This window comes from Achromobacter arsenitoxydans SY8, from assembly GCF_000236785.1.
GTDB lineage: Bacteria > Pseudomonadota > Gammaproteobacteria > Burkholderiales > Burkholderiaceae_B > Achromobacter > Achromobacter arsenitoxydans.
Genome location: NZ_AGUF01000026.1, coordinates 21343 through 43264, shown reverse-complemented (window position 1 = coordinate 43264; position 21922 = coordinate 21343). Strand labels below are relative to the sequence as shown.

Annotated in this window: 22 protein-coding genes; 6 read left to right on the top strand and 16 right to left on the bottom strand. The window is 64.7% G+C overall.

Annotated elements, in window-relative coordinates; translation table 11 throughout:
- Window positions 1–8 precede the first annotated feature (8 nt).
- The 4 genes from KYC_RS05670 to KYC_RS05655 form a co-directional block, all read right to left on the bottom strand.
- Window positions 9–473, bottom strand: coding sequence for an HIT family protein (locus KYC_RS05670; protein WP_008159795.1), 465 nt, complete (start codon window positions 471–473; stop codon window positions 9–11).
- The gene (locus tag KYC_RS05665) at window positions 470–919 is read right to left on the bottom strand and encodes a GNAT family N-acetyltransferase (protein ID WP_008159793.1); all 450 of its coding nucleotides are present in this window, start codon (window positions 917–919) and stop codon (window positions 470–472) included. Before KYC_RS05665 ends, KYC_RS05670 begins: the two co-directional genes overlap by 4 nt.
- Window positions 920–942: 23 nt before the next feature.
- Window positions 943–2409, bottom strand: a complete 1467-nt coding sequence (gene pap, locus KYC_RS05660) for a polyphosphate:AMP phosphotransferase (protein WP_008159792.1) — start codon at window positions 2407–2409, stop codon at window positions 943–945.
- 84 nt (window positions 2410–2493) lie between these two features.
- The gene (locus KYC_RS05655; RefSeq protein WP_008159790.1) at window positions 2494–3357 is read right to left on the bottom strand and encodes an MBL fold metallo-hydrolase; all 864 of its coding nucleotides are present in this window, start codon (window positions 3355–3357) and stop codon (window positions 2494–2496) included.
- Window positions 3358–3483: 126 nt separating this feature from the next.
- Here KYC_RS05655 and KYC_RS05650 point away from each other — a divergent pair, with 126 nt between their 5' ends.
- From KYC_RS05650 to KYC_RS05640, 3 genes are read left to right on the top strand one after another with little or no spacing between them, the layout of a single operon-like run.
- Window positions 3484–3819: an ArsR/SmtB family transcription factor gene (locus KYC_RS05650; protein ID WP_008159788.1), complete on the top strand. Its 336-nt coding sequence runs from the start codon at window positions 3484–3486 to the stop codon at window positions 3817–3819.
- Window positions 3816–4247: a YeeE/YedE family protein gene (locus tag KYC_RS05645; RefSeq protein ID WP_008159785.1), complete on the top strand. Its 432-nt coding sequence runs from the start codon at window positions 3816–3818 to the stop codon at window positions 4245–4247. The genes KYC_RS05650 and KYC_RS05645 overlap by 4 nt, the downstream gene beginning before the upstream one ends.
- A gap of 1 nt (window position 4248) precedes the next feature.
- Window positions 4249–4668: a DUF6691 family protein gene (locus KYC_RS05640; protein WP_008159782.1), complete on the top strand. Its 420-nt coding sequence runs from the start codon at window positions 4249–4251 to the stop codon at window positions 4666–4668.
- Window positions 4669–4702: 34 nt separating this feature from the next.
- Here KYC_RS05640 and KYC_RS05635 read toward each other — a convergent pair whose 3' ends face one another.
- The 7 genes from KYC_RS05635 to KYC_RS05605 all read right to left on the bottom strand — a co-directional run bounded on the left by KYC_RS05635 (window position 4703) and on the right by KYC_RS05605 (window position 13238).
- Window positions 4703–5971: a phenylacetate--CoA ligase family protein gene (locus tag KYC_RS05635; protein WP_008159780.1), complete on the bottom strand. Its 1269-nt coding sequence runs from the start codon at window positions 5969–5971 to the stop codon at window positions 4703–4705.
- Window positions 5972–6051: 80 nt separating this feature from the next.
- A complete protein-coding gene (locus KYC_RS05630) occupies window positions 6052–6894 on the bottom strand; it encodes an ABC transporter ATP-binding protein (RefSeq protein ID WP_008159778.1) in 843 nt (280 codons plus the stop codon).
- 57 nt (window positions 6895–6951) lie between these two features.
- Entirely contained in the window at window positions 6952–8292 is a 1341-nt protein-coding gene (locus KYC_RS05625) for an ABC transporter substrate-binding protein (protein WP_081477992.1), read from the bottom strand.
- A gap of 134 nt (window positions 8293–8426) precedes the next feature.
- The gene (locus tag KYC_RS05620) at window positions 8427–9491 is read right to left on the bottom strand and encodes a branched-chain amino acid ABC transporter permease (RefSeq protein ID WP_008159774.1); all 1065 of its coding nucleotides are present in this window, start codon (window positions 9489–9491) and stop codon (window positions 8427–8429) included.
- 26 nt (window positions 9492–9517) lie between these two features.
- Window positions 9518–10447, bottom strand: a complete 930-nt coding sequence (locus KYC_RS05615) for a branched-chain amino acid ABC transporter permease (protein WP_008159772.1) — start codon at window positions 10445–10447, stop codon at window positions 9518–9520.
- Window positions 10448–10458: 11 nt separating this feature from the next.
- Window positions 10459–11256: an ABC transporter ATP-binding protein gene (locus KYC_RS05610; protein ID WP_008159770.1), complete on the bottom strand. Its 798-nt coding sequence runs from the start codon at window positions 11254–11256 to the stop codon at window positions 10459–10461.
- 5 nt (window positions 11257–11261) lie between these two features.
- Window positions 11262–13238 carry an AMP-dependent synthetase/ligase gene (locus KYC_RS05605; protein ID WP_043517652.1) on the bottom strand — a complete coding sequence of 659 codons (1977 nt, stop codon included), beginning with the start codon at window positions 13236–13238 and terminating at the stop codon, window positions 11262–11264.
- A 170-nt stretch (window positions 13239–13408) separates the two neighbouring features.
- Here KYC_RS05605 and KYC_RS05600 point away from each other — a divergent pair, with 170 nt between their 5' ends.
- The 3 genes from KYC_RS05600 to KYC_RS05590 all read left to right on the top strand — a co-directional run bounded on the left by KYC_RS05600 (window position 13409) and on the right by KYC_RS05590 (window position 15233).
- The gene (locus KYC_RS05600) at window positions 13409–14116 is read left to right on the top strand and encodes a Crp/Fnr family transcriptional regulator (protein ID WP_008159766.1); all 708 of its coding nucleotides are present in this window, start codon (window positions 13409–13411) and stop codon (window positions 14114–14116) included.
- 62 nt (window positions 14117–14178) lie between these two features.
- Window positions 14179–14640 carry a MarR family winged helix-turn-helix transcriptional regulator gene (locus tag KYC_RS05595; RefSeq protein WP_008159764.1) on the top strand — a complete coding sequence of 154 codons (462 nt, stop codon included), beginning with the start codon at window positions 14179–14181 and terminating at the stop codon, window positions 14638–14640.
- A 167-nt stretch (window positions 14641–14807) separates the two neighbouring features.
- A complete protein-coding gene (locus tag KYC_RS05590; RefSeq protein ID WP_008159762.1) occupies window positions 14808–15233 on the top strand; it encodes an organic hydroperoxide resistance protein in 426 nt (141 codons plus the stop codon).
- A 570-nt stretch (window positions 15234–15803) separates the two neighbouring features.
- Here KYC_RS05590 and KYC_RS05585 read toward each other — a convergent pair.
- The 5 genes from KYC_RS05585 to KYC_RS05565 all read right to left on the bottom strand — a co-directional run bounded on the left by KYC_RS05585 (window position 15804) and on the right by KYC_RS05565 (window position 21919).
- On the bottom strand, window positions 15804–16526 hold the full coding sequence (locus tag KYC_RS05585) for an ABC transporter ATP-binding protein (RefSeq protein WP_008159760.1): 723 nt from the start codon (window positions 16524–16526) through the stop codon (window positions 15804–15806).
- A gap of 16 nt (window positions 16527–16542) precedes the next feature.
- Window positions 16543–18465 carry a branched-chain amino acid ABC transporter ATP-binding protein/permease gene (locus tag KYC_RS05580; protein ID WP_008159758.1) on the bottom strand — a complete coding sequence of 641 codons (1923 nt, stop codon included), beginning with the start codon at window positions 18463–18465 and terminating at the stop codon, window positions 16543–16545.
- A 3-nt stretch (window positions 18466–18468) separates the two neighbouring features.
- Window positions 18469–19341: a branched-chain amino acid ABC transporter permease gene (locus KYC_RS05575; RefSeq protein ID WP_006216335.1), complete on the bottom strand. Its 873-nt coding sequence runs from the start codon at window positions 19339–19341 to the stop codon at window positions 18469–18471.
- Between the two features lie 141 nt (window positions 19342–19482).
- Entirely contained in the window at window positions 19483–20646 is a 1164-nt protein-coding gene (locus KYC_RS05570; protein ID WP_008159754.1) for an ABC transporter substrate-binding protein, read from the bottom strand.
- Window positions 20647–20977: 331 nt separating this feature from the next.
- The gene (locus KYC_RS05565; RefSeq protein WP_043517656.1) at window positions 20978–21919 is read right to left on the bottom strand and encodes a LysR substrate-binding domain-containing protein; all 942 of its coding nucleotides are present in this window, start codon (window positions 21917–21919) and stop codon (window positions 20978–20980) included.
- Between the last annotated feature and the right edge of the window lie 3 nt (window positions 21920–21922).

The window sequence follows — 21922 nt, the reverse complement described above, 5'->3', positions numbered from 1 at the left end:
CTGTGGCCTCAATGCCATAGCAGCGCGTTCATCGCCTCGACCAGCCGGTCGCGGTAGCGGGGCAGCAATGAGCGTACCCGCGCCTGCCTGGCGTGCCATTCCTCGGGTTCCGCGCCCGGCGCGATGCGCGGCGCCGCCCAGATCGGATCGGGAAAATGCCGGTCGCCGCGCCAGCGCGGGATCACATGCCAATGCAGATGCGGCACCATGTTGCCCAGCGATGCCAGGTTGACCTTGTCCGGCGACAGGATCGCCTGCTGCGTTTCCTCCACGACGTATACCGCCCGCATCAGCAGGTCGCGCCCATGGGTGGACAGACTGGTCATTTCCGCCAGATGTCCGTTCCAGATCACGCGGGTAAAGCCGGGATAGTCCGCGTCGTCGACCTCGATGATGCGCAGGTGCGGGCCGCGCCACAGCACGGCGCCGCCGTCTTCCTGGCACAGCGGGCAGTTGGGGTCGCGTGCGCTCAAGCCATCACCTTGCGATACTGGATGAAGCCGGACCGGTCGGCGATGCGGTCGTAGAGCTGCATGGCGGTGGCGTTGGTTTCGTGCGTCAGCCAGTACACGCGCGCGCAGTTGGCGGCGGCGGCTTCGGCATACACATGTTCTATCAGCTTGCGCCCCGCGCCGGTGCCGCGCACTTCCAGGTCCACGTAGAGGTCCTGCAGGTAGCAGTAGTCTCCGGCCGTCCAGGTGGACCGGTGGAAGATCCAGTGCACCAGGCCGATCGCGCGTCCGCTTTCGTAGGCCAGCGCAGCATGCATGGGTTCGGCCGGGTCGAGGAACCGCGCCCACGTATTGCGCGTCACGGCGTCGTCGATGTCGACGCGGTAGAAGTCCTGATAGCCCTTCCACAGCGGCAGCCATGCGTCGAAGTCGGCGGCGACGATGGGACGGATTTCAGCGGTGCTCATGGCGCAAGGCCTCCTGGCGGTGTTCAGAGTTGATCTTCCATGGCTTCGACGATGTGTCTCAGCACTTGCAGCCGAGCGTAACGCTTGTCGTTGGCGGACACCAGATGCCACGGCGCGTGCGGGACGTCGGTGCGGGTCAGCAGTTCGTTGGTGGCGGCGGCATATTCGCGCCACTTGTCGCGGTTGCGCCAATCGTCGGGGGTGATCTTGAAATTCTTGAAGGGAGATTTTTCGCGTTCGCGGAACCGTTCCAGCTGCTCGTCGGGGGTGATGGCCAGCCAGAACTTCAGCACCAGCGCCCCGCTTGCGACGAGCTGCTCTTCGAAGTCGTTGATCTCGGCGTACGACCGGCGCCATTTGGCGGGGGCGATCAGTTTTTCGACGCGTTCGACCAGCACCCGGCCGTACCAGGAGCGGTCGAAGATCGCGATGCGCCCGTGGCGGGGAATACGGCGCCAGAAGCGCCACAGATAAGGCCGGGCCAATTCCTCGCTGCTGGGCGCGGCAATGGGGGTGATGTCGAATTGCCTGGCGTCCAGCGCGTGCGTGACGCGGCGGATGGCGCCGCCTTTTCCGGCGGCGTCCTGGCCTTCGAACACCAGCACCAGCGAACGCTGCTGGAACTTGTCGGACCGGGCAGCGCGGGCCAGCCGCCCCTGCAGCAGGCCAAGTTCGGACTCGTAGTCCTGCTTGTCCACCTTGGCCTCGTAGTCCAGCTGGCCCAGGCGGTCGACGATGCGCGTGGATCCGGAGTGCGCCACGAACGCGGGCGGAATGCGGGGAATGCCCCGCTGGCGCATTGCGGCCAGCACCGCTTCGGCCGTGCGCGCGGCGCGCATGTTCTCGTCGGCGCTGGGTATCACCACCCAGGGCGCATGGCCGCAGTCCGTGTGGTTCAGCACAACGTGCCCGCCCGCGCGGATGCGGTCGAACCGCTTGTTGACCTTGAGGTCGACGGGGCTGACCTGCCAGGCGGTCTCCGGGCTGGCCAGCAGGTGCTGCGCGCGGGTTTTCTGGGCCTTGGCGGACAGGTGGAACCAGAGTTTGATGATCTGGACGCCTTCAGCTGCCAGCATGGCTTCAAAGCGCATGATCGCGGCGGCCTGCGCCTCAATTTTTTCGGCATTCGGCTTCTTGCGCGAGGCTTCGATGATCAGCGGCGCGTACCAGGAGCCGAAGACGATGCCGGTGCTGCCTTTGGGCGGCAGGTCTCTCCAGTAGCGCCAGAGCGGCGGGCGGTCCAGTTCTTCGCCTTCGCGCGGACCATACGCCAGCGTCCGGATATGGCGCGGATCCATCCATTCGTTGAGCAGGTTGACGGTGGCGCCCTTGCCGGCGCCGTCGATGCCGGCCACGACAATCAGCAGCGATTTATCCGCCTTTCGAAGGCGCTCGTATTGCGCGTTAAGCAGGGCGGCCCGCAGCCGTTCTTCCAGCGGCTTGAATTCGTCTTTGGAAAGGATTGGGTCGGCTTCGGCTTCGGCGAACATGGGGATGCGTCGGATCGGGTGTGATTTCGATCGGGCGATCTTGCGGGATATGGCCGTGGCGCGCAAGTGCCGCGCGCCTGCGATTCACAGTGCGTCGACGGGAATCTTGAGATAGCGCACGCCGTTGTCCTCGGCGGGCGGGAAATGGCCGGCCCGGATGTTCACCTGGATCGCGGGCAGGATCAGTGTGGGCATGGATAGCGTGGCGTCCCGGCGCGTGCGCATGGCGACGAATTCGTCCTCGCTCACGCCGTCGCGCACGTGGATGTTGGCGCGGCGCTGTTCCGCGACGGTGGTCTGCCAGGTCGCGTCGCGGCCGGCGGGCGGATAGTCATGGCACATGAACAGCCGCGTGCTGTCCGGCAGGCTCAGGAGGCGCCGGATCGAGCGATACAACAGGTGGGCGTCGCCGCCCGGGAAGTCGCAGCGCGCGGTGCCCACGTCCGGCATGAACAACGTGTCGCCGACGAACGCCGCATCGCCGATCAGGTAAGCCATGTCGGCGGGCGTGTGCCCGGGCACGTGGATGGCGGTGGCGGTGAGCGCCCCGATGCGGAAGGTTTCGCCATCGGCGAAAAGATGGCCGAACTGCGATCCGTCCAGCTGGAATTCCGGCTCCAGGTTCAGAATTTTCTTGAAGACGCCTTGCACGGCGCGGATGCTCTGCCCGATGGCGATGACCCCGCCCAGCAGACGCTGCAGATAGGGCGCAGCCGACAGGTGGTCCGCGTGGGCGTGGGTTTCCAGCAGCCAAACGGTTTTGAGCTCGTGTTCACGCACGTAGTCAGCCACCTTGTCTGCGCTGGCCGTGCTGCTGCGGCCGGACTTGGGGTCGTAATCCAGCACCGAATCAATGATGGCGCAGGCGCCGCCCCGTCCGGCTTCGTGCACGACGTAGGTGATGGTGGCGGTGACGGGGTCGAAAAAGGCCTGGATTTGCGGATTCATGGGAGCTCGCATGGGGCCGCGCTTCGCGGCTCGATCCTGTCAATATACGTAATTAAATAATATTTGCGTATAGTTTATATAAAAATATAATGACTGCGCCATCCCCCAATCGACCGACACCACCCCATGGACACCCAACTTACCGACTGCGAAGTCTCGGCCCTGCGCGAATCCGCTTCCCAGGCCTGCGCGCTGCTGAAGGCGCTGGCCAACGAAGACCGCTTGCTGCTGCTGTGCCAGCTGGTCCAGAATGAACGCAACGTGGGCGAGCTTGAATCACTGACCGGCATACGCCAGCCGACGCTGTCCCAGCAACTGGGCGTGCTGCGCGACGAGGGACTGGTCGCCACGCGGCGCGACGGCAAGTACGTCTACTACCAGATGGCCAGCTTCGAGGTCAGCCAGGTGATGAAAACGCTATCGAGTTTGTACTGCGGACGGGCGCTGGAGTCACTCAAGTGAACGTGGACTGGTCCGCCTTTACTCCGCTGGCCGGCGTAGTCGGCGGCCTGCTGATCGGCGCCGGCACGGTGGTGCTGATGCTGGGCGCAGGACGCATCGCCGGGATCAGCGGCATTTTGGGCGGGCTGCTCGCGCCGGAACGCGGTTCGGGCTGGCGCCTCGCTTTTCTGCTGGGGCTATTTGCAGCGCCCTGGTTGTACCGCGTCTTTTCCGAGCTTCCCGCCATCACCGTCGAGGCAAGCACGCCGCGGCTGATCGTGGCGGGCCTGCTGGTCGGCATCGGCACCCGCTACGCGTCGGGGTGCACCAGCGGCCATGGCGTTTGCGGCCTGTCCCGCGGATCACGCCGGTCGTTCGCGGCCACCGCGATCTTCATGGCGGCGGGCTTTGCCACGGTCTATCTGCTGCGTCACGTGTGGGGAGGCTGACATGGCCGGCATCTACGCATTCGCGGCAGGCCTGATCTTCGGGCTGGGGTTGATCGTGTCGGGCTTGGCCGATCCCGCCCGCGTGCTGGGCTTCCTGGATCTGGCAGGCCTCTGGAATCCAACGCTGGCGTTCGTGATGGGCGGCGCGGTCCTGGCGGCCAGCGCGGGTTTTGCAGTTTTGCGCAGGCGCCGCCTGAGTCTGTCGGGCGAGCCCATGCACTGGCCGCAAGCCACTCGGGTGGACCTGCGGCTGGCCGGCGGCAGCCTGGCGTTCGGCGTGGGTTGGGGGCTGGCGGGATTCTGCCCGGGCCCCGCCCTGGTCGCGGCGGCGGCAGGCATCGGGCAGGCCCTGGTGTTCGCGGGCGCCATGATCGCGGGGATGGCCATCCACGCAATCATCGAACGCGGGAAGCGCGCCTGACGCCCGCCGGACCGCGCCGATTCCGGCGCGTGGATTACTCGTAGGTCCGGATGTCGTCGATGACCTTGCCGTCGTTCGGCAGGCCGCCGGCGTCCACCCATTCGACATCGGCGCGCAGTTTGGTCACGTCGCGCACGGAATCTGCGATCCGCTTGGCCAGGTCCTCGCCGCGCAGCCGCGATTCCACCTTTAGCACCATGCGGTCCGATCCGGTGCTGCCGCTGATAACCAGGCGCGCCCGCAGGATTTCCGGATGCCGGCGCGTCACGTCGGCCACCTGCGACGGATGGACGAACATGCCGCGCACCTTAGTGGTCTGGTCCGCACGGCCCATCCAGCCCTTGATGCGCGTGTTGGTGCGGCCGCAAGGCGAGATGCCGGGCAGCACCGCGGACAGGTCGCCGGTGCCGAAGCGCACCAGCGGGTAATCGGGATTCAGCGTGGTCACGACGACTTCGCCGACTTCGCCCGCGGGAACGGGCTCGCCGGTGCCGGGGCGGACGATCTCGACGATGATGTCCTCGCCCAGCACCAGCCCCTCGCGGGCGGAGGTTTCGAACGCGATCATGCCCAGGTCGGCGCTGCCGTAGGCCTGATAGCCTTCGATGCCGCGCGCCGCCAGCCAATCGCGCAGGGACGGCGGAAAGGCTTCGCCCGACACCAGCGCGCGGCGCAGCGAATCCAGCTTGACGCCCAGTTCGTCGGCCTTCTCAAGAATGATCTTCAGGAAGCTTGGCGTGCCGGTATAGCCGCTGGGCGCCAGGTCCTGAATTGCGCGCACCTGCTGCTCGGTCTGCCCCGTGCCGCCGGGAAAAACAGTGCAGCCCACGGCATGCGCGGCGGTCTCCATCATCGAGCCGGCCGGTGTGAAGTGATAGGAAAAGCAGTTGTAAGCCAGCTCGCCGGCGCGAAAGCCCGCCGCGTACAGTGCGCGGGCAAAGCGCCAGTAGTCCGCGCGGGCGCTTTCGGGTTCGTAGATCGGGCCTGGCGACGCGAATACGCGCATGGCCTCGCCCCAGCCGATGGCGGAAAAGCCGCCAAAGGATTTGCCAGGGCCCGCCGGCGCGGCCGCGTCGTCGCGGCTGAGCTGCTGGCGTTCCAGCAGTTCGTGCTTGCGCAGCACGGGCAGGCGGGCAAGGGCCTCACGCGACGTGACCGTGGCGGGATCAATGCCGCGCAATTGTTCGGCGATGGCGGGCGCCCGGGCAATGGCCCGTGCAATCGCTTCCGGCAGGGCCGCCATCAATTCGCGCTCGCGCTGCTCGGGGGCGCGGGTTTCGAGTACATCGAAAAACTCGGACATGGGATCGCACCTTCTCGTGTGCCGTATTGCGGTGCCGTTGCCGGCGGCATGGGGCAAGCCTGGCTTGCCCGGTTCTGGAATCAGGCCAGCCAGCGTTTGCGGCGGCGATAGAACTTGTTGTCCCGGAAACTCTTGCGCTCGCCGCTGGAGATGCCCAGGTAGAACTCTTTGACGTCCTCGTTCTGCGCCAGATCGGACGCGGCGCCGTCCATCATCACTCGGCCGTTTTCAAGGATGTAGCCATAGTCGGCGTAGCGCAGCGCGATGTTGGTGTTCTGTTCGGCCAGCAGGAAGCTCACGCGTTCGCGCTGGTTCAGGTCGCGCACGATCTCGAAGATCTCCTCGACGATCTGCGGGGCCAGGCCCATGGACGGTTCGTCCAGCAGGATCATGTTCGGATTGGCCATCAGCGCGCGGCCGATCGCCGTCATCTGCTGTTCGCCGCCCGAGGTGTATCCGGACTGGCTGCCCCGGCGTTGTTTGAGCCGGGGGAAATACTGGTAGACCCTTTCCAGCGCGGCCGTGGTGTCGCCGCGGCTCATGCTGCGGGTGTAGGCGCCCGTCAGCAGGTTTTCCTCGATGGTGAGGTGGGCAAAGCAGTGCCGGCCCTCCATCACCTGCACGACGCCGCGCTTGACCAGCTCGGCCGGCGACAGCCTCTCGATGCGCTGGCCGCGATACTGGATGTGGCCCTTCGTGACGTCGCCACGTTCGCCCTTGAGCAGATTGGAGATCGCGCGCAACGTGGTGGTCTTGCCGGCGCCGTTGGCGCCCAGCAATGCCACGATCCTGCCTTCCGGCACCTGCAGGGAAACGCCCTTGAGCACCAGGATGACGTGGTTGTAGATCACTTCGATGCCGTTCACATCGAGCAGCACATTGGGGGCGCCCGTGGATACTTCGGAATTCGTTGCAGCGGTCATGGCTAATCCTGCGCTTGGTGGCGGCCGGCCCCGCGCGGGGCCGGCCGCCGGTTCACATCAGTTCTCGCACTTGCGGGGCGTGATGTTCTTTTCCTTGGCGTACTTGGCCGCCGATTCCTTGACCATGGGGTCCAGGATCGCCTTGTCGGCCTGGTACCAGTCGGAAACGACCTTGAACTTGGCGCCGTCCCACTGCACGATGCGGGCCCAGTCATCGCCCTTGTGATTGCTGCACGAGGTCTTGACCGGCCGCATGATCTGGCCAAAGCCCAGCTTGTCGAGCTTTTCCTGGGTCAGGTCCAGGTTCTCGAAGCCCCAGCGCACCTGTTCCGGCGTCAGCGCCTTGCCCTTGCCGAACTTTTCCTGAGCGGCGCGGATGGCTTCTACCTGCAGCATCGAGATCATCATGCCGCGGGTGTGGGCGATGGTGCCCAGCGTGGTCTTGCCGGTCTTGTCCGAACCCTGGCCCTTGTCGTAGACGTACTTCTTCAGATCGTCATAGACCTTGTCGGTGTCGGCGCCGCTGTTGTGGACGGTGATGGCGTTGTAGCCCTTGGCGACATCGCCCAGGTCCTTGACGTCGCCCTCGGAGCCGGCCCACCAGATGGCGTACATCTTGTCGCGCGGATAGCCGCTGGCCTGCGCTTCGCGGATGGCGGTGGGCGTCATGATGCCTGCGCTCCACAGCAGCACGTAGTTCGGGCGGGCCTGGCGGATCTGCAGCCAGGTGGATTTCTGTTCCACGCCAGGGGCCGTCACGGGGTACAGCACCAGCTCGAAGCCTTCCTTGGCCGCGCGCTTCTGCAGCAGCGGGATCGGTTCCTTGCCGTAGGGCGAGTCGTGATAGACCAGGGCGATCTTCTTGCCCTTGAGCTTGTCCATCCCGCCTTCCTTCTTGGCGATGTCCTGGATCATCACGTCGGCGGCGGTCCAGTACGTGCCCAGCAGCGGGAAGTTCCATTCGAACACGCTGCCGTCGACCGACTGCGACAGGCCGTAGCCCATCGTCTCGACCGGCACCTTGTCGACCATGGCCTTGTCGCTCACCGCAAACGTGATGCCGGTGGATTGGGTGTCGAAGCCGGACGCGCCGGTGCCCTTGCCCTTCAGGCGCTCATAGCACTCCACGCCGCGGTCGGTGGCGTACGCCGTTTCGCACTCTTCGTACGTGATCTTGACGCCGTTAACGCCGCCATCGCGTTCGTTGACGAGCTTCAGGTAGTCCAGCTTGCCGTCGGCCCAGGGAATGCCCAGCGGCGCGAACGAACCCGTGCGATACACCAGCAACGGAACGAACTGCTCTTCGGCCGCCATTGCCGGCGTGGCCACGGCGCCGGCGGCGCCGGCTGCGGCCATCAGGGCTGCCGCCAACTTCAGGTTAAGACGCTTCATCTCCATTTACCTCCTGCGTGGTGCTTGGGTCGGTTAACCCTGGGACACCGGGATTGGCCCGGTCTTGAGCCGGGTATTCGGGGCGGGGGGCCAGTGCGCTTGTGCCGCGCTGGACCCGCGGAAATCAAAACGAAATACGATCAGTGGGGGAAAGGCCAGATCCTCAGCTTCTCCTTGCCGATGCTCCACAGTCTTGCCAGGCCGTGCGGCTCGGCGATCAGGAAGAACACGATCAGCGCGCCGAACACCATGTGTTCAATGTGGGCCGCGGTGTCGACCGACAGCGGCAGGCCCAGCATGTGCGGAACGTTGGACAGCGCCACCGGAACCAGCACGATGAAGGCCGCGCCGAAGAAGCTGCCGATGATTGAACCCAGCCCGCCGATGATCACCATGAACAGCAGCTGGAATGAACGTCCCAGGTCGAACGCCAGCGGTTCCCACGAGCCCAGGTGGATGTAGCCCCACAGTGCGCCGGCGACGCCGACGATGAATGAGCTGACCGCGAACGCAGTGAGCTTGGCGTACATGGGGCGGATGCCGATGACCGACGCCGCCACGTCCATGTCGCGGATCGCCATCCATTGGCGGCCGATGGCGCCGCGCACCAGATTCTTGGCCAGCAGGCTGAAGACCACAACCAGGATCAGCACGAACAGGTACTTCTCCATGGCGTTCTGCACCGGCAGGCCGAATGCGGTCAGCGGCGGCACCGACACGCTGCCGGACGACGAATAGTTGGTGAAGAAGGGGATGCGCAGGAACGCCCAGTCTACGAAGAACTGCGCGGCCAGCGTGGCCACCGCCAGGTACAGGCCGCGGATGCGCAGGCTGGGTATGCCGAAGATCACGCCCACGATGGTGGCGAAGCAGCCGCCCAGCAGAATCTGGACGACCAGCGGCATGCCGGGAAAGCGCACGCCGAAGTTCCAGGCCGCATAGGCGCCCACCGCCATGAAGGCGCCGGTGCCCAGCGAGATCTGGCCGCAATAGCCGACCAGGATATTCAGGCCCACGGCAGCCAGCGACAGGATCAGGAACGGGATCAGGATGGCGCGCAGCAGGTAGTCGCTGGCGAGCGCCGGGACGGCGATGAACGCCACCGCCAGCAGCAGCCAGATGAAGACGCGATCCTGGCGGATCGGGAAGATCTGCTGGTCAGCGCGATAGCTGGTCTTGAATTGGCCGTTTTCGCGATAGAACATTTTTTTATCCTTGGTGGGCCACAGGCTCAGACGCGGTCGATGATCTTCTCGCCGAACAGCCCTTGCGGACGGAACAGCAGGAACACCAGCGCCAGCACATAGGCGAACCAGATTTCGATGCCGCCTCCCACAAGCGACCCCAGATAGACCTCGGAGAGCTTTTCCCCCACGCCGATGATCAGGCCGCCCAGGATGGCGCCCGGAACCGACGTCAGCCCGCCCAGGATCACAACCGGCAGCGCGCGCAGCGCCGCGGTGGACAGCGTGAACTGCACGCCGAACTTGGACCCCCAGATGATCCCGGCCACCAGCGCCACCAGCCCCGCCACGCTCCACACGATCACCCAGATCCGGTTCAGCGGTATGCCGATAGACTGCGCGGCCTGGTGGTCGTCAGCCACCGCGCGCAGCGCGCGGCCGGTCGAGGTGTATTGGAAGAAGAGGGCCAGCGCCGCCACCAGCAGCGCCGCGATGACGGCGGCGGTCAGGTCTTCAAGATTGATGAGCAGCCCGCCCTCGAAGACGGAATCCAGGATCAACAGCGGATCCTTCGGCATGCCCACATTGATGGAATACACCGAGCTGCCGAACGTGATCTGGCCCAGGCCGTCCAGGAAGTAGCTGATGCCCAGGGTGGCCATCAGCAAGGTCGTGGCTTCCTGGTTGACCAGGTGGCGCAGCACGAAGCGCTCGATCGCCACGGCCAGCAAGAACATCACGATGGCGCTGACGATGAACGCCAGCACGTTGGCCAGGATCATGTTGTCGAAGCCCAGCCAGCGCGGCAGCCATTCGGAAAAGCGGGCCATGGCCAGGGCCGCCACCAGCACCATCGCGCCCTGCGCGAAGTTGAAGACGCCCGACGCCTTGAAGATCAGCACGAAGCCCAGGCCGATCAGCGCGTACAGCATGCCGCTCATCAGGCCGCCGAATAAGGTCTCTAGAAAAAATCCCATGTCTTTCCGCCTTAGTGCGACACGCCGAGATAGGCGCGTATGACGTCTTCGTTGGCACGGACCTCGTCCGGCTTGCCGTCGCCGATCTTCTTGCCGTAGTCCAGCACCACCACACGGTCGGAGATGTCCATGACCACGCCCATGTCGTGCTCGATCAGCACGATGGTCGTGCCGAACTCGTCGTTCACATCCAGGATGAAGCGGCTCATGTCCTGCTTCTCTTCGATGTTCATGCCCGCCATGGGTTCGTCCAGCAGCAGCAGGCGCGGTTCCATCGCCAGCGCGCGGCCCAAGTCGACGCGTTTTTGCAGGCCATAGGGCAGGCGGCCGACGGGCGTCTTGCGGTAGGCCTGGATTTCCAGGAAGTCCACGATGTTCTCGACGAACTCGCGGTGCTGGATTTCCTCGCGCTCGGCGGGCCCCAGGCGGAACGCCTGCGCCAGCAGGCCGCTCTTCATGCGCAGGTTGCGGCCGGTCATGATGTTGTCCAGGACGCTCATGCCCTTGAACAGCGCCAGGTTCTGGAATGTGCGCGCGATGCCCATTTCGGCGGCGCGCCGCGGGTTCATCTTCGAGAAGCGCTCGCCGCGGAACTGGATGCCGCCCTGTTGCGGCGTATACACCCCATTGATGACGTTGAGCATGGAGCTCTTTCCGGCGCCGTTGGGACCGATGATGGCGCGTATCTCGTGTTCGCGCACGTTGAAGGAGATATCCGTCAGCGCTTTGACGCCGCCGAATGACAGGGAGATGTTCTGCATGTCCAGCATGACATCGCCGATGCGCTGGTCGCGGTCAATGTTGCTCATGTTCTCTACGCGGCTCGGGCGGTTATGGCGGGAAACGTCTTGACCGGGCGGATCTTCAGGTCCGCCGCGATCTTGCCGGTGCGCCCGTCCTCGAATTTCACTTCGGTCTCAATGAACTGCGACTGCTTGCCGCTAAAGAGCGCGTCGATCAGCACGCCATACTTCTGCGCGATGAAGGCGCGGCGCACCTTGCGCGTGCGAGTCAGTTCGTCGTCGTCGGGGTCCAGTTCCTTGTGCAGGATGAGGAAGCGGCTGATCTGCGACGCCGACAGCTTGGGATCGGTGGCCAGGTCTGCATTGACCTGTTCCACGCATTCGGCGATGAGCTGATAGACCTCGTCCTTGCCCGCCAGGTCGGTGTAGCCCGCATAGGGCAGGCCACGACGTTCGGCCCAGTTGCCCACGGCTTCCAGGTCGATGTTGATGAAGGCGCACACATCGTCGCGGCCGGCGCCGAACGCCACGGCTTCCTTGATGTGCTGGAAGAACTTGAGCTTGTTTTCGATGTACTTGGGCGCGAACAGGCTGCCGTTGGCAAGCTTGCCGACGTCCTTGGCGCGGTCGATGATCTTGAGCTGGCCGTCGGTGTCGAGGTAACCCGCGTCGCCCGTATGGAACCAGCCGTCGGCGCTGCGCGCCTCGGCCGTGGCGTCCGGGTTGCGGTAGTACTCCTTGAAGAGGCCCGGGCTCTTCACCAGGATTTCGCCGTTGTCGGCCACGCGGATCTCGACGCCCGGCACGGGCGGGCCGACGGTGTCGTCGCGCACCTGGCCGTCCGGCTGCACGCACACAAAGACGGAGGTCTCGGTGGAACCGTACAGCTGCTTCAGGTTGATGCCGATGGAACGGTAGAAGACGAACAGGTCGGGGCCGATGGCCTCGCCCGCCGTGTAGGCCACGCGCACGCGGCTCATGCCCAGCGCGTTGCGCAGGGGGCCGTAGATCAGCACATTGCCCAGCGCATAGCGCAGGCGGTCCCAGGCGTTCACGGATTCGCCGTCCAGGATCCGGGTGCCAACCCGGCGCGCGAGCTTCATGCACGCGCCAAACAGCTTGCGCTTGATGTAGCCCGCGTCTTCCATGCGGATCATCACGTGCGTCAGCAGACCTTCCAGCACGCGCGGCGGCGCAAAGTAATAAGTGGGGCCAATGTCCCGCATGTCGATCGACACGGTGTCGGGCGATTCGGGGTGGTTCACCGTGAAGCCGGTGACCAGCAGTTGCGTGTACGAAAACATGTTCTGGCCGATCCAGGCGGGCGGCAGGTAGGCCAGCACGTCTTCGTGGTCGGTCAGCTTTTCCATGTCGGAGACGGCGCGCGCGCGGTCGATCAGCGCATGGTGCGTCAGCACCACGCCCTTGGGCTTGCCCGTCGTGCCCGACGTATAGAACATGGCGGCGGCGTCATGCGGCTGTACGGCGGCCACGGCGCGGTCAAAGAAGTCAGGATGCTTGGCGGCGTACTCGCGGCCACGCTCTTCGAGCTGCTCATACGACAGCAGCATCGCGTCGGAGTAGTGGCGCAGACCGCGCGGATCGTCGAACACGACATGCTTGAGCGCGGGGCATTGCGCGCGAATCTCGAGCATCTTGTCGACCTGTTCCTGGTCCTCGACCACCGCGACGCTGATTTCGGCGTCCTGCAGCACGTAGACCATCTCCTGCGCCACGGCGTCCTGGTAGAGCGGCACGGGGATCGCGCCCAGCGACTGCGCGGCCATCATGGCCATGTACAGGCGGGGACGGTTCTCGCCGATGACCGCGACGTGCATGCCCGGCTGAATGCCAAGCGAAGCCAGGCCATGCGCGACGTGACGCACGTGCTCCACGACGTCGGACCACGTAAGGGTTTGCCAGATCCCCAGATCTTTCTCTCGTATCGCGGGCCGCGACCCGCGAACGTTGGCATGCGCGAGCAGCAGCGCCGGAAAGGTGTCCGGCGCCGCCGGCATCTGTGCAGATGCGGGCGATGAATGTGCCACGTTGTCTCCTCCGGTTTGGGCGCATCGCGCCAGGAGGCCGCGGAAAGCGGCAATGGCGATGAGGTGCTTGACCAGTTGGTTTTAGATTTACGGCAGGAGTTAAGGTATAAGGTTGGGTTGCTACCAACTGTCACCATCGCGACATTCAAGGACCTTTTAGGGTATTCCCGATGCAGCTATCCGACTCCCTGCAACTCGCCGCGGCCTGGTTTCGCGTGCTCAACGCCGAACAGCAATCGCGCGTCGAGCGAGACCTCTCCGTGCAGCAGGTGGTTGCCGGGTCGATCATAGAGCGCAAAGGTGAACTCGCACAGGCTTGGATCGGAGTGCTGGCCGGGCTGGTCAAGGTTTCGGTCGGCAACTCCGAAGGGAAGGTGGCGTCGCTGACCGGCGTGCCGGCGGGCGGATGGATAGGCGAAGGCTCGCTGCTCAAGCGCGAAATTCGCAAGTACGACATCGTCGCGCTGCGCGATTCGGTGGTGGCGCGGCTGCCGGGCGCCACGTTCGATTGGTTGCTGGATACCAGTATTCCGTTCAACCGCTATCTGCTGCACCAATTGAATGAGCGCGTGGCGCAGTTCATCGGCAAGGCGGAGTATGACCGTCTGCTGGACCCCGATGCGCGCGTGGCCCGCTGTCTGGCCGAGCTCTTCAACCCTTTGCTGTATCCCGGCATGGGCATGCGCCTGACCATTACGCAGGAAGAAGTCGGCTATCTGGCCCGCGTATCCCGCCAGCGCGCCAACCAGGCCCTGCGCAAGCTCGAGGAGGCCGGGCTGCTGAAGGTCGAGTACGGAGCGGTCCGCGTGCTGGATCTGGACGGCCTGAAGCACTACGGCTCGGACCGCGGCGCCGTGGAAGGCGAACAGGCCGCCTGAGCGGCCAGCCGAAACGCAAAAAAAGGCTTGACGATAAATAGCGCGCTATTTAATATTGCGCCATGAAATCCAGAACCAAGACCAAAGGCGTATTCAACCCGCTGCTGCTGGACAGCCAGCTCTGCTTCGCCTTGTACTCGACCTCCCTGGCGATGAACAAGGTCTATCGCAAGTTGCTGCGCGGGCTGGACCTGACCTATCCGCAGTACCTGGTGATGCTGGTGCTGTGGGAAGGCGACGAGATTACGGTGACGGATATCGGCGCCCGTCTGTTCCTGGACTCCGCGACGCTGACGCCGCTGCTCAAGCGCCTGGAAGCCGCCGGCCTGGTGACCCGCACGCGCGCCGTCGACGACGAACGCCAGGTAATCGTCGGGCTGACCCGGCAGGGCCGCGACCTGCGGGAAAAGGCCGAAGCCGTGCCTCATGCGATCGCAGCCGCAGCGCAATGCTCGCTGGACGAGGCGCAGGGCATGATGAAGACGCTGCATGCGCTGCGGGAGAAGCTGGTCGAAAGTCTTTGAAGTGACCGGACGCTGCCTGTCATCGTCCGGTCTAATAAATAGCGCACTATATGATGGCGCGCTATGTAAGTGGTAATGCAAGTCAGCAGTGCTTCGTTGAAGGCCAAGGCGGGAAAGGGTCCCGCCAGGCAAGGCAGTCCAACTTTTCATCCAAAAGGAAATACACCATGTCTATCGAAAAAGTCCTCTACCGCGCCAGCGCCACCGCAACCGGAGGCCGTGAAGGCCGAGGCGTCAGCGACGACGGCAACCTGGACGTCAAACTGACCACCCCGCGCGAACTGGGTGGCGCCGGCGCCGCAGGAACCAACCCCGAGCAACTGTTCGCAGTGGGCTATTCCGCGTGCTTCCTGGGCGCCATGAAATTCGTCGCCAACCGCGACAAGATCGCGATCCCGGCAGACGTGTCGGTGAACGGCACCGTCGGCATCGGCGCGATTCCGACCGGCTTCGGCATTGAAGTCGAACTGAAGATCTCGCTGCCGGGCCTGGATCGCGCACAAGCCGAAAAGCTGGTCGCCGCAGCCCACATCGTCTGCCCGTACTCGAACGCGACGCGCGGCAATATTGATGTGACGCTGACGATTGTCTGATCGGCGGACTCGCTGGTCGAACTGTGGCGGACGGTGTCTGACACCCTTGGTACGTGATCTCAGTCTGGAGGTCATCTCACCCTGGTGTCAGACACCTGAAGCAGCGCAATATTCTCCAAAGCCAATCCAGCCCCCCGAGGCCCCACGCAAGTAGCAGCCATACGCGTAGCGTCATCCCCCCGACGCAAGACGCAGCGCAAGCTCCCAGAGGCCGCCCGGGCGGCCGGCTGGGAGCGGGCCCCGCAAGATGTTTCTCTCCTCTTCAACAGTCGGCAAGGACCTTCAGAGCTCAGTTCACCCCGCCGCCCGTAGAGCTGAAGCTGAAAGAGCTCGTCGTCGCGGGGGCCTGGGTGTGCGGGGCGTGTAGATGCGCCCGGCGGAAACCGAAGGGAGCCGAAGGCGGACGAGGTTGAGTACGGGGGGCCGCCGAGGCCAGTCCGGAGCGAAGGCTCCGGACCGCAATCGTAGCCCCGCGCGCCCAGGCCCCCGCGACGGCGGGCGCCTAAAGAAACCGACCCGACGCCAGCCTAAACAACGCCAGCTCCAATCCCGCTTCGGCCGGCTTACCCCTTAATGCGACCCGCCCAGATAAGCCGCCACCACAGCCGGATCATGCTTCAACTTCTCCGCACTCCCGTGCACAGAAATCCGCCCGTTCTCCAGCACATACCCATAGTCGGCCACATTCAACGCCGCCGCCGCGAACTGCTCCACCAGCAGCATCGTGACGCCCTCTTCCTTCAGCCGCGCAATGATCCGGAACACCTCTTCAACGAGAATCGGCGCCAGCCCCATCGACGGCTCGTCCAGCAGCACCAGTTCGGGATTCAGCATCACCGCGCGCGCCATTGCCAGCATCTGCTGTTCGCCGCCCGATAGCGTGCCCGCGAGCTGATCGCGCCGTTCCTTCAGGCGCGGGAACAGGTCCATCGCCCGTCCCAGGTCCGCCTGCACATCGCCCTTGGGGCGGCTGCCGGTCAGGCGCGGGAACGCGCCCAGCAGCAGATTGTCGGTCACCGACAGCGTGGGAAACACCCGCCGGCCTTCCGGTGAATGCGCCAGCCCCAGCCGCGCGATGCGATGAGACTCCATCCCGTCGATTCGCTTGCCGCCCAGCGTGACCTCGCCCGCGGTCGGACGGATCATGCCCGACAGCGCCCGCATCGTCGTGGTCTTGCCGGCGCCGTTCGAGCCGATCAGCGTCACCACCGTGGCCTTCGGCACCTCCATGCTGATGCCGTGCAGCACCTTCACCTTGCCGTAACCCGCTTCCAGATTCTTGATCGTTAGCATCTTGTTGTCCTTGGCGTCAGGCGGGCGCGCCGCCCAGATACGCCTCGATGACCTTGGCGTTGCTTTGCACTTCGTTGGGCAGACCCTCGGCGATCTTCTGGCCGAAGTCCAGCACCGACACGGTGTCGCAGACTCCCATCACCACATCCATGTGGTGCTCGATCAGGATCAGCGTGATGCCGTGATCGCGCACCTTGCGGATGATGGCCAGCAGTTCGACGATATCGGGCGCAGTCAGGCCGGCCGCGGGCTCGTCCAGCAGCAGCAGCTGCGGATCCAGCGCCAGGGCGCGGGCGATCTCCAGCAGGCGCTGCTTGCCGTAGGGCAGGTTGCGGGCCTCCTCGCTGGCCAGCGACTCCAGGCCCACGAATTCCAGCAGCGCCATCGCGCGGGCCCGCGCACCCTGTTCTTCGTCCTTCCATTTGGGCGTGCGCAGCGCGATGCCGGCCAGTCCGGTGGTAAAGGTGTGATGCAGGCCCACCAGCACGTTCTCCAGCGCGGTCATTTCGCCAAAGAGCTGCACGTTCTGGAAAGTGCGGGCGATGCCCGCTTCCGCGATGTCCGCCGGAGCCAGTCCGACCAGCGACTTGCCCGAGAACTCCACGGCGCCCGCCGTCGGTACGTAGATGCCCGTCAGCACGTTCATCATCGTGCTCTTGCCCGAACCATTGGGCCCGATCAGCCCGTGGATCGTGCCGCGCTTGACGGTCAGGTCAACCTGATTCAGCGCCTTCAGCCCGCCGAACTGCATCAGCACGCTCTTGGCCGCCAGCAGGGTTTCGCCCTTGCCTGCAACCGCGTCGGGCACCGCATCCTGCTCCTTCACCAGGTCCTTCTTGACCGACAGCGCCGCGCGGCGGGTGGAGAAGAACAGGTTGCGGACAAAGCCCACGATGCCGTCCGGCAGGTAGTACACGACGAACAGGATCATGGCGCCGAAAATCGTCAGGCGCCAGTCGGTGACCGCTTCCAGCCAGTACGAAAAGACCGCCAGCACAATCGTGCCGATGACCGGCACCGCAACCTTGCGCGGCTCCGTCCGTCCCTTGGAAATCGCCACGACGCTGCCGACCGTCACCAGGATCGCGACGGCAAGCGCGATCAGCCGGAAGGTGCCGATGTCGTCCAGCATCTTGGGCAGCAGCACGATGATGGAGGCGCCCAGCAGCGCGCCGGTGCGGCTCTTGCGGCCGCCCATGATGATGGCCAGCAGGAACAGGATGGTGAGTTCGAAGTTGTAGGTGTTGGGCGAGATGTATTGTTCCGAGTACGAATACAGCGCGCCCGCCAGGCCGGCGAACCCGGCGCTGATGACGAAAGCGATCACCTTGTGCCGATACACCGACACGCCCATGCAGTCCGATGCGATCGGGCTGTCGCGCAGGGCCTCGAACGACCGGCCCAGATGCGACTTCAGGATGCGATGCACGACGATCAGCGAGATCACCAGCAGCGCGGCGACCAGCCAGAAATACTCGGCCTTGGTCAGCACGTGTCCGGCGATCGACGGCTTGGAGATCTTGATGCCGAGCGGTCCTTCGGTCAGGAAGGTCATCTCGTTGATCAGGATCTGGATGATGGTGCCGAACGCCAGCGTCACCATGGCGAGGTAGGGGCCTGTGACGCGCAGCGCCGGCAGCGCCAGCACCGCGCCGAAGGCGGCCGCGATGATGATGGCGGCGGGCAGCGTCAGCCAGATGGGGACCTGCAGATGGAACACCAGCACGCCGGCCACGTAAGAGCCGATGCCGAACAGGCCGGCGTGGCCCAGCGACACTTGGCCGGTATAGCCCACCACGATATCGAGCCCGAACAGCAGGATCGAGTAGATCATGATGGTTTCAATCAGGTGCAGGTAATACGTGTTGGTCACGCCCAGCGGCACGGCGGCCAGGCAGGCCACCGCCACGACGGATAGGAGCAGGTGCAGGGGTTTCATCGCTTACACCTTCTTGATCGCGGTCTTGCCGAATAGGCCGGCGGGCTTGAAGGTCAGAACGAGCAGCAGCAACACCAATCCCGGCACGTCTTTGTACCCCGTTGAAAGATAGAAACCGGTGGTCGTTTCGGCGATCCCCAGGATCAGCCCGCCCACCACGACGCCCATCCCGCTGGACAGGCCGCCGATGATCGCGACGGCGAAGGCCTTCAGGCCCAGGACCGCGCCCATGGTTGCGCCGGTCAGCGTCAAGGGCGCTACCAGCACGCCGGCAAAGGCCGCCGTCAGCGACGACAGCGCGTACGAGAACGTGATGACCATGCCGGTGTTGATGCCCATCAGGCCTGCGGCGTCGCGGTCATTGGACGTGGCCACGAAGGCCTTGCCGTAGATCGACTTGCGGTTGAAGATCTCCACCAGGATCATCATGCCCAACGCGCCGAACACCACCAGCAGCTCCATCGGCAGGACGTTGGCGCCCAGCACCTGGATGGGCGCCTCGGGCAGCGGCGAGGGAAAGCGCAGATCGTCGCGGCCCCAGATGTTTTCGGCCACGTTCTTGAAAATGATGCCCAGCGCAATGGTGGCCATGATCCAGCCGAACTCCGACCGTGTCTTGATGGCCGGTCTGACGCCCACGCGCTCGACCAGCGCGCCCTGCGCGAAGCCGAAGATGCAGACGATGGGAATCATGACCCAGTAGTTGACGCCCAGGCCGACGAGCGTGAGTCCGACGAGCGCACCGAGCATCAGGGCTTCGCCCTGGCCAAAGTTCAAGGTGCCCGACGTGGCGAATGTGAGCTGGTATCCGAACGCAATGACCGCATAGATCATGCCTAGCGCGATACCGCTATAGATGAGCTGTAGAAGAATCATGGTGTGTGTCTTGAGGCGCTTTGTTCCGTCCCAACCCCCTTGGGCAGAACGCTGTTTTCAGGCGGCTGCATGCCCCGCGCCCCAGGGTAGGGGCACGGGCGGCGGCGGCCGGGCAGCCGCCGCCTTCCTGCTTGTCGGGACTTAGTTGGCCTTGATGACGCGGCCGCCCTTGACCTCGCCGATGACCACTTCCTTCGCGGTGATCGCGTCGTGGTTGTCGTGCGTGAAGGGCTTGTTGTAGGTCATCACCACGCCTTCGACCGGCGCCTGCAGGTTTTCCAGCGCTTCGCGCACCTTGGCGCCGTCGGTGGAGTTGGCCTGCTTGATGGCGGCGGCCAGCAGGAAGATCGAGTCGTAGCCCTGGGCCGCCGACACCGGCGAGTCGATGCGGTTGTTCTTGGGCTTGAACTTGGCCAGGTAGGCGTCGATGAAGGCTTTGCGCTTGGGCGTGTCCGGATCCTGGATGAAGGTCTGCGGCATGCGCGCGCCTTCGCCGTTGGTGCCGGAGTTGTCGATGTAGTTGGCCATGGACAGCGTCCAGCTGCCGATGATCGGCACCTTCCAGCCCAGCTTGGTCATGCCGTTGGCGATCTGCGCCAGCTCGGGACCGATGCCGTAGGTCAGCACGGCTTCGGCGCCGGCGGCTTTGGCCTTGAGCAGCTGGGCCGTCATGTCGACGTCCTTGATGTTGAACTTTTCAACGGCCACGGGCTTGATGCCCTTGGCGTCCAGGGCCTTTTCCAGGTCTTCGCGGCCGAGCTGGCCGTAGTTGGTGGAGTCGGCCAGGATCGCCACTTTCTTGAAGCCGCGGCGGGTGATCGCTTCTTCCACGATCATCGGAGCCTGGATGCTGTCGTGCGCCGCGTTGCGGAACACGTAGTTGTCGGGATATTCCGGCGCCTTGAACTGGTGCGTGATCACGCTGCCCGTGGCCACATTGTTGAACACGGGGATCTTGGCGTCCTGGTAGAAGCGCTGGGAGGCCAGCGCCACGCCGGTGTTGATGTAGCCGACGGTGGCCGTGACCTGTTCTTTGTTGATGAGTTCCTGGGCGATCTGCACGCCGCGTTCGTTCTTGGCTTCGTCGTCGCGCTCGACTGCGACAAGCTGGCGGCCGAGCACGCCGCCGTTCTTGTTGATCTCTTCGATGGCCAGGCGCACACCGTCACGCATGCTGACGCCCATGGAGGACGAGCCGCCCGTGTAGGGGCCGGCCACACCGATCTTGATGGGGTCGGCGGCGTAGGACGCAGCCGATGCGGCAAAAGCAAGGGTTCCTGCAAGCAACTTCAAACGAAAATCCATGGATGTCTCCGTTGTAATTGGTGGAACTGCGTAGAAAGCCGTGCGCCGGCGCCAGTCGGCGGAATAGAGGTTTTGTGGCGCTCTCCTTTGTTGCGTGTCGTGACTGTCTGCTTAATCGCTTACGCGAATCTGACCCGGCGGGGTTTTTCCGCGTAAATACCTAGTGCGGATATGCGCCATTGCAAGGTAGCTGTCATCGGGCTGAATGGCGGCGCGGGTTGCAGCGCGTTGTCGGCGTGCGATGCGCGGCCGGCGCGCAATCGCGTCGGCCGCATCCTAGCCATCGCGGCTCTGCGGTATGCGGAAATTCATTCCGCCGGGTACTGGAAATTTATTCCTGATCGGCCTGAGAGCCGCATGGCCATTGGGATGCGCGTTGGCAGACAGCGGCCAGCCATAGGGAAAACGCTTGGGCCGCACCGCCGGGCGCGCGCGCGCTTTCCGTGCACAGGTGATACTGGGATTCGCTGGGAATCTCCACGTCCAGCAGCCGCACCAGTTTGCCTTCATCGAGCCACTCGGCCGCCAGCGAACGGCGCGTGAGCGCCACGCCCTGGCCTGCGCGAGCCGCAGCCAGCATCATGCCTAGATCAACCAGCCACACACCCCGCGATGGTTCGGGCCAGTCCAGCCCGGCCGCCGCCAGCCAGGGGCGCCAGGGCTCCATCGGGCAGCGCAGCAGATCCGCTGGCGCCATGTCCTCGGGCCGCATGATCGGGCCGCGAGCCTTCAGATAGCCGGGGGAGCAGACTGCGAACACCGGGTCCTGCGTGAGCTGGCGCGCGTGCAGGCCGGGATACTTGCCGCTGCCGAAGCGGATCCATACATCGGCATTGGGCGGCATGATGTCCAGGTAGGGAATGGACAGCAGGATTTCCAGTTCGACGTCGGGGTGGTCCGTCGTGAAACTGGGCAGGGCGGGGATGAGCACCTGGCGGGCGAACGTGGGCGTGGACACGACGCGCAGCGTCTCCAGCTTGGGTTCGCCGCGCTTGTGCAGCGAGGCGTCGGACAGCAGGTCCAGCGCCGTGCGCACCTGTTCCAGGTATTCGCGCCCGGCGGCGCTCAGCGCGGCGCCGCGGCTGCTGCGGATAAAGAGCGTGACGTCCAGCAAGCCTTCCAGCGCGGCGATCCGTTTGCCGATGGCGCTGGCGGTGACGAAAAGCTCTTCGCTGGCGCGCTCAAAAGAGCCCAGCCGGGCTGCCGCTTCGAACGCCTGGATTGCGGCGAGCGGCGGCAGACGCACGTCTTTGGAGGGGGTGGGACCGCGCATGAC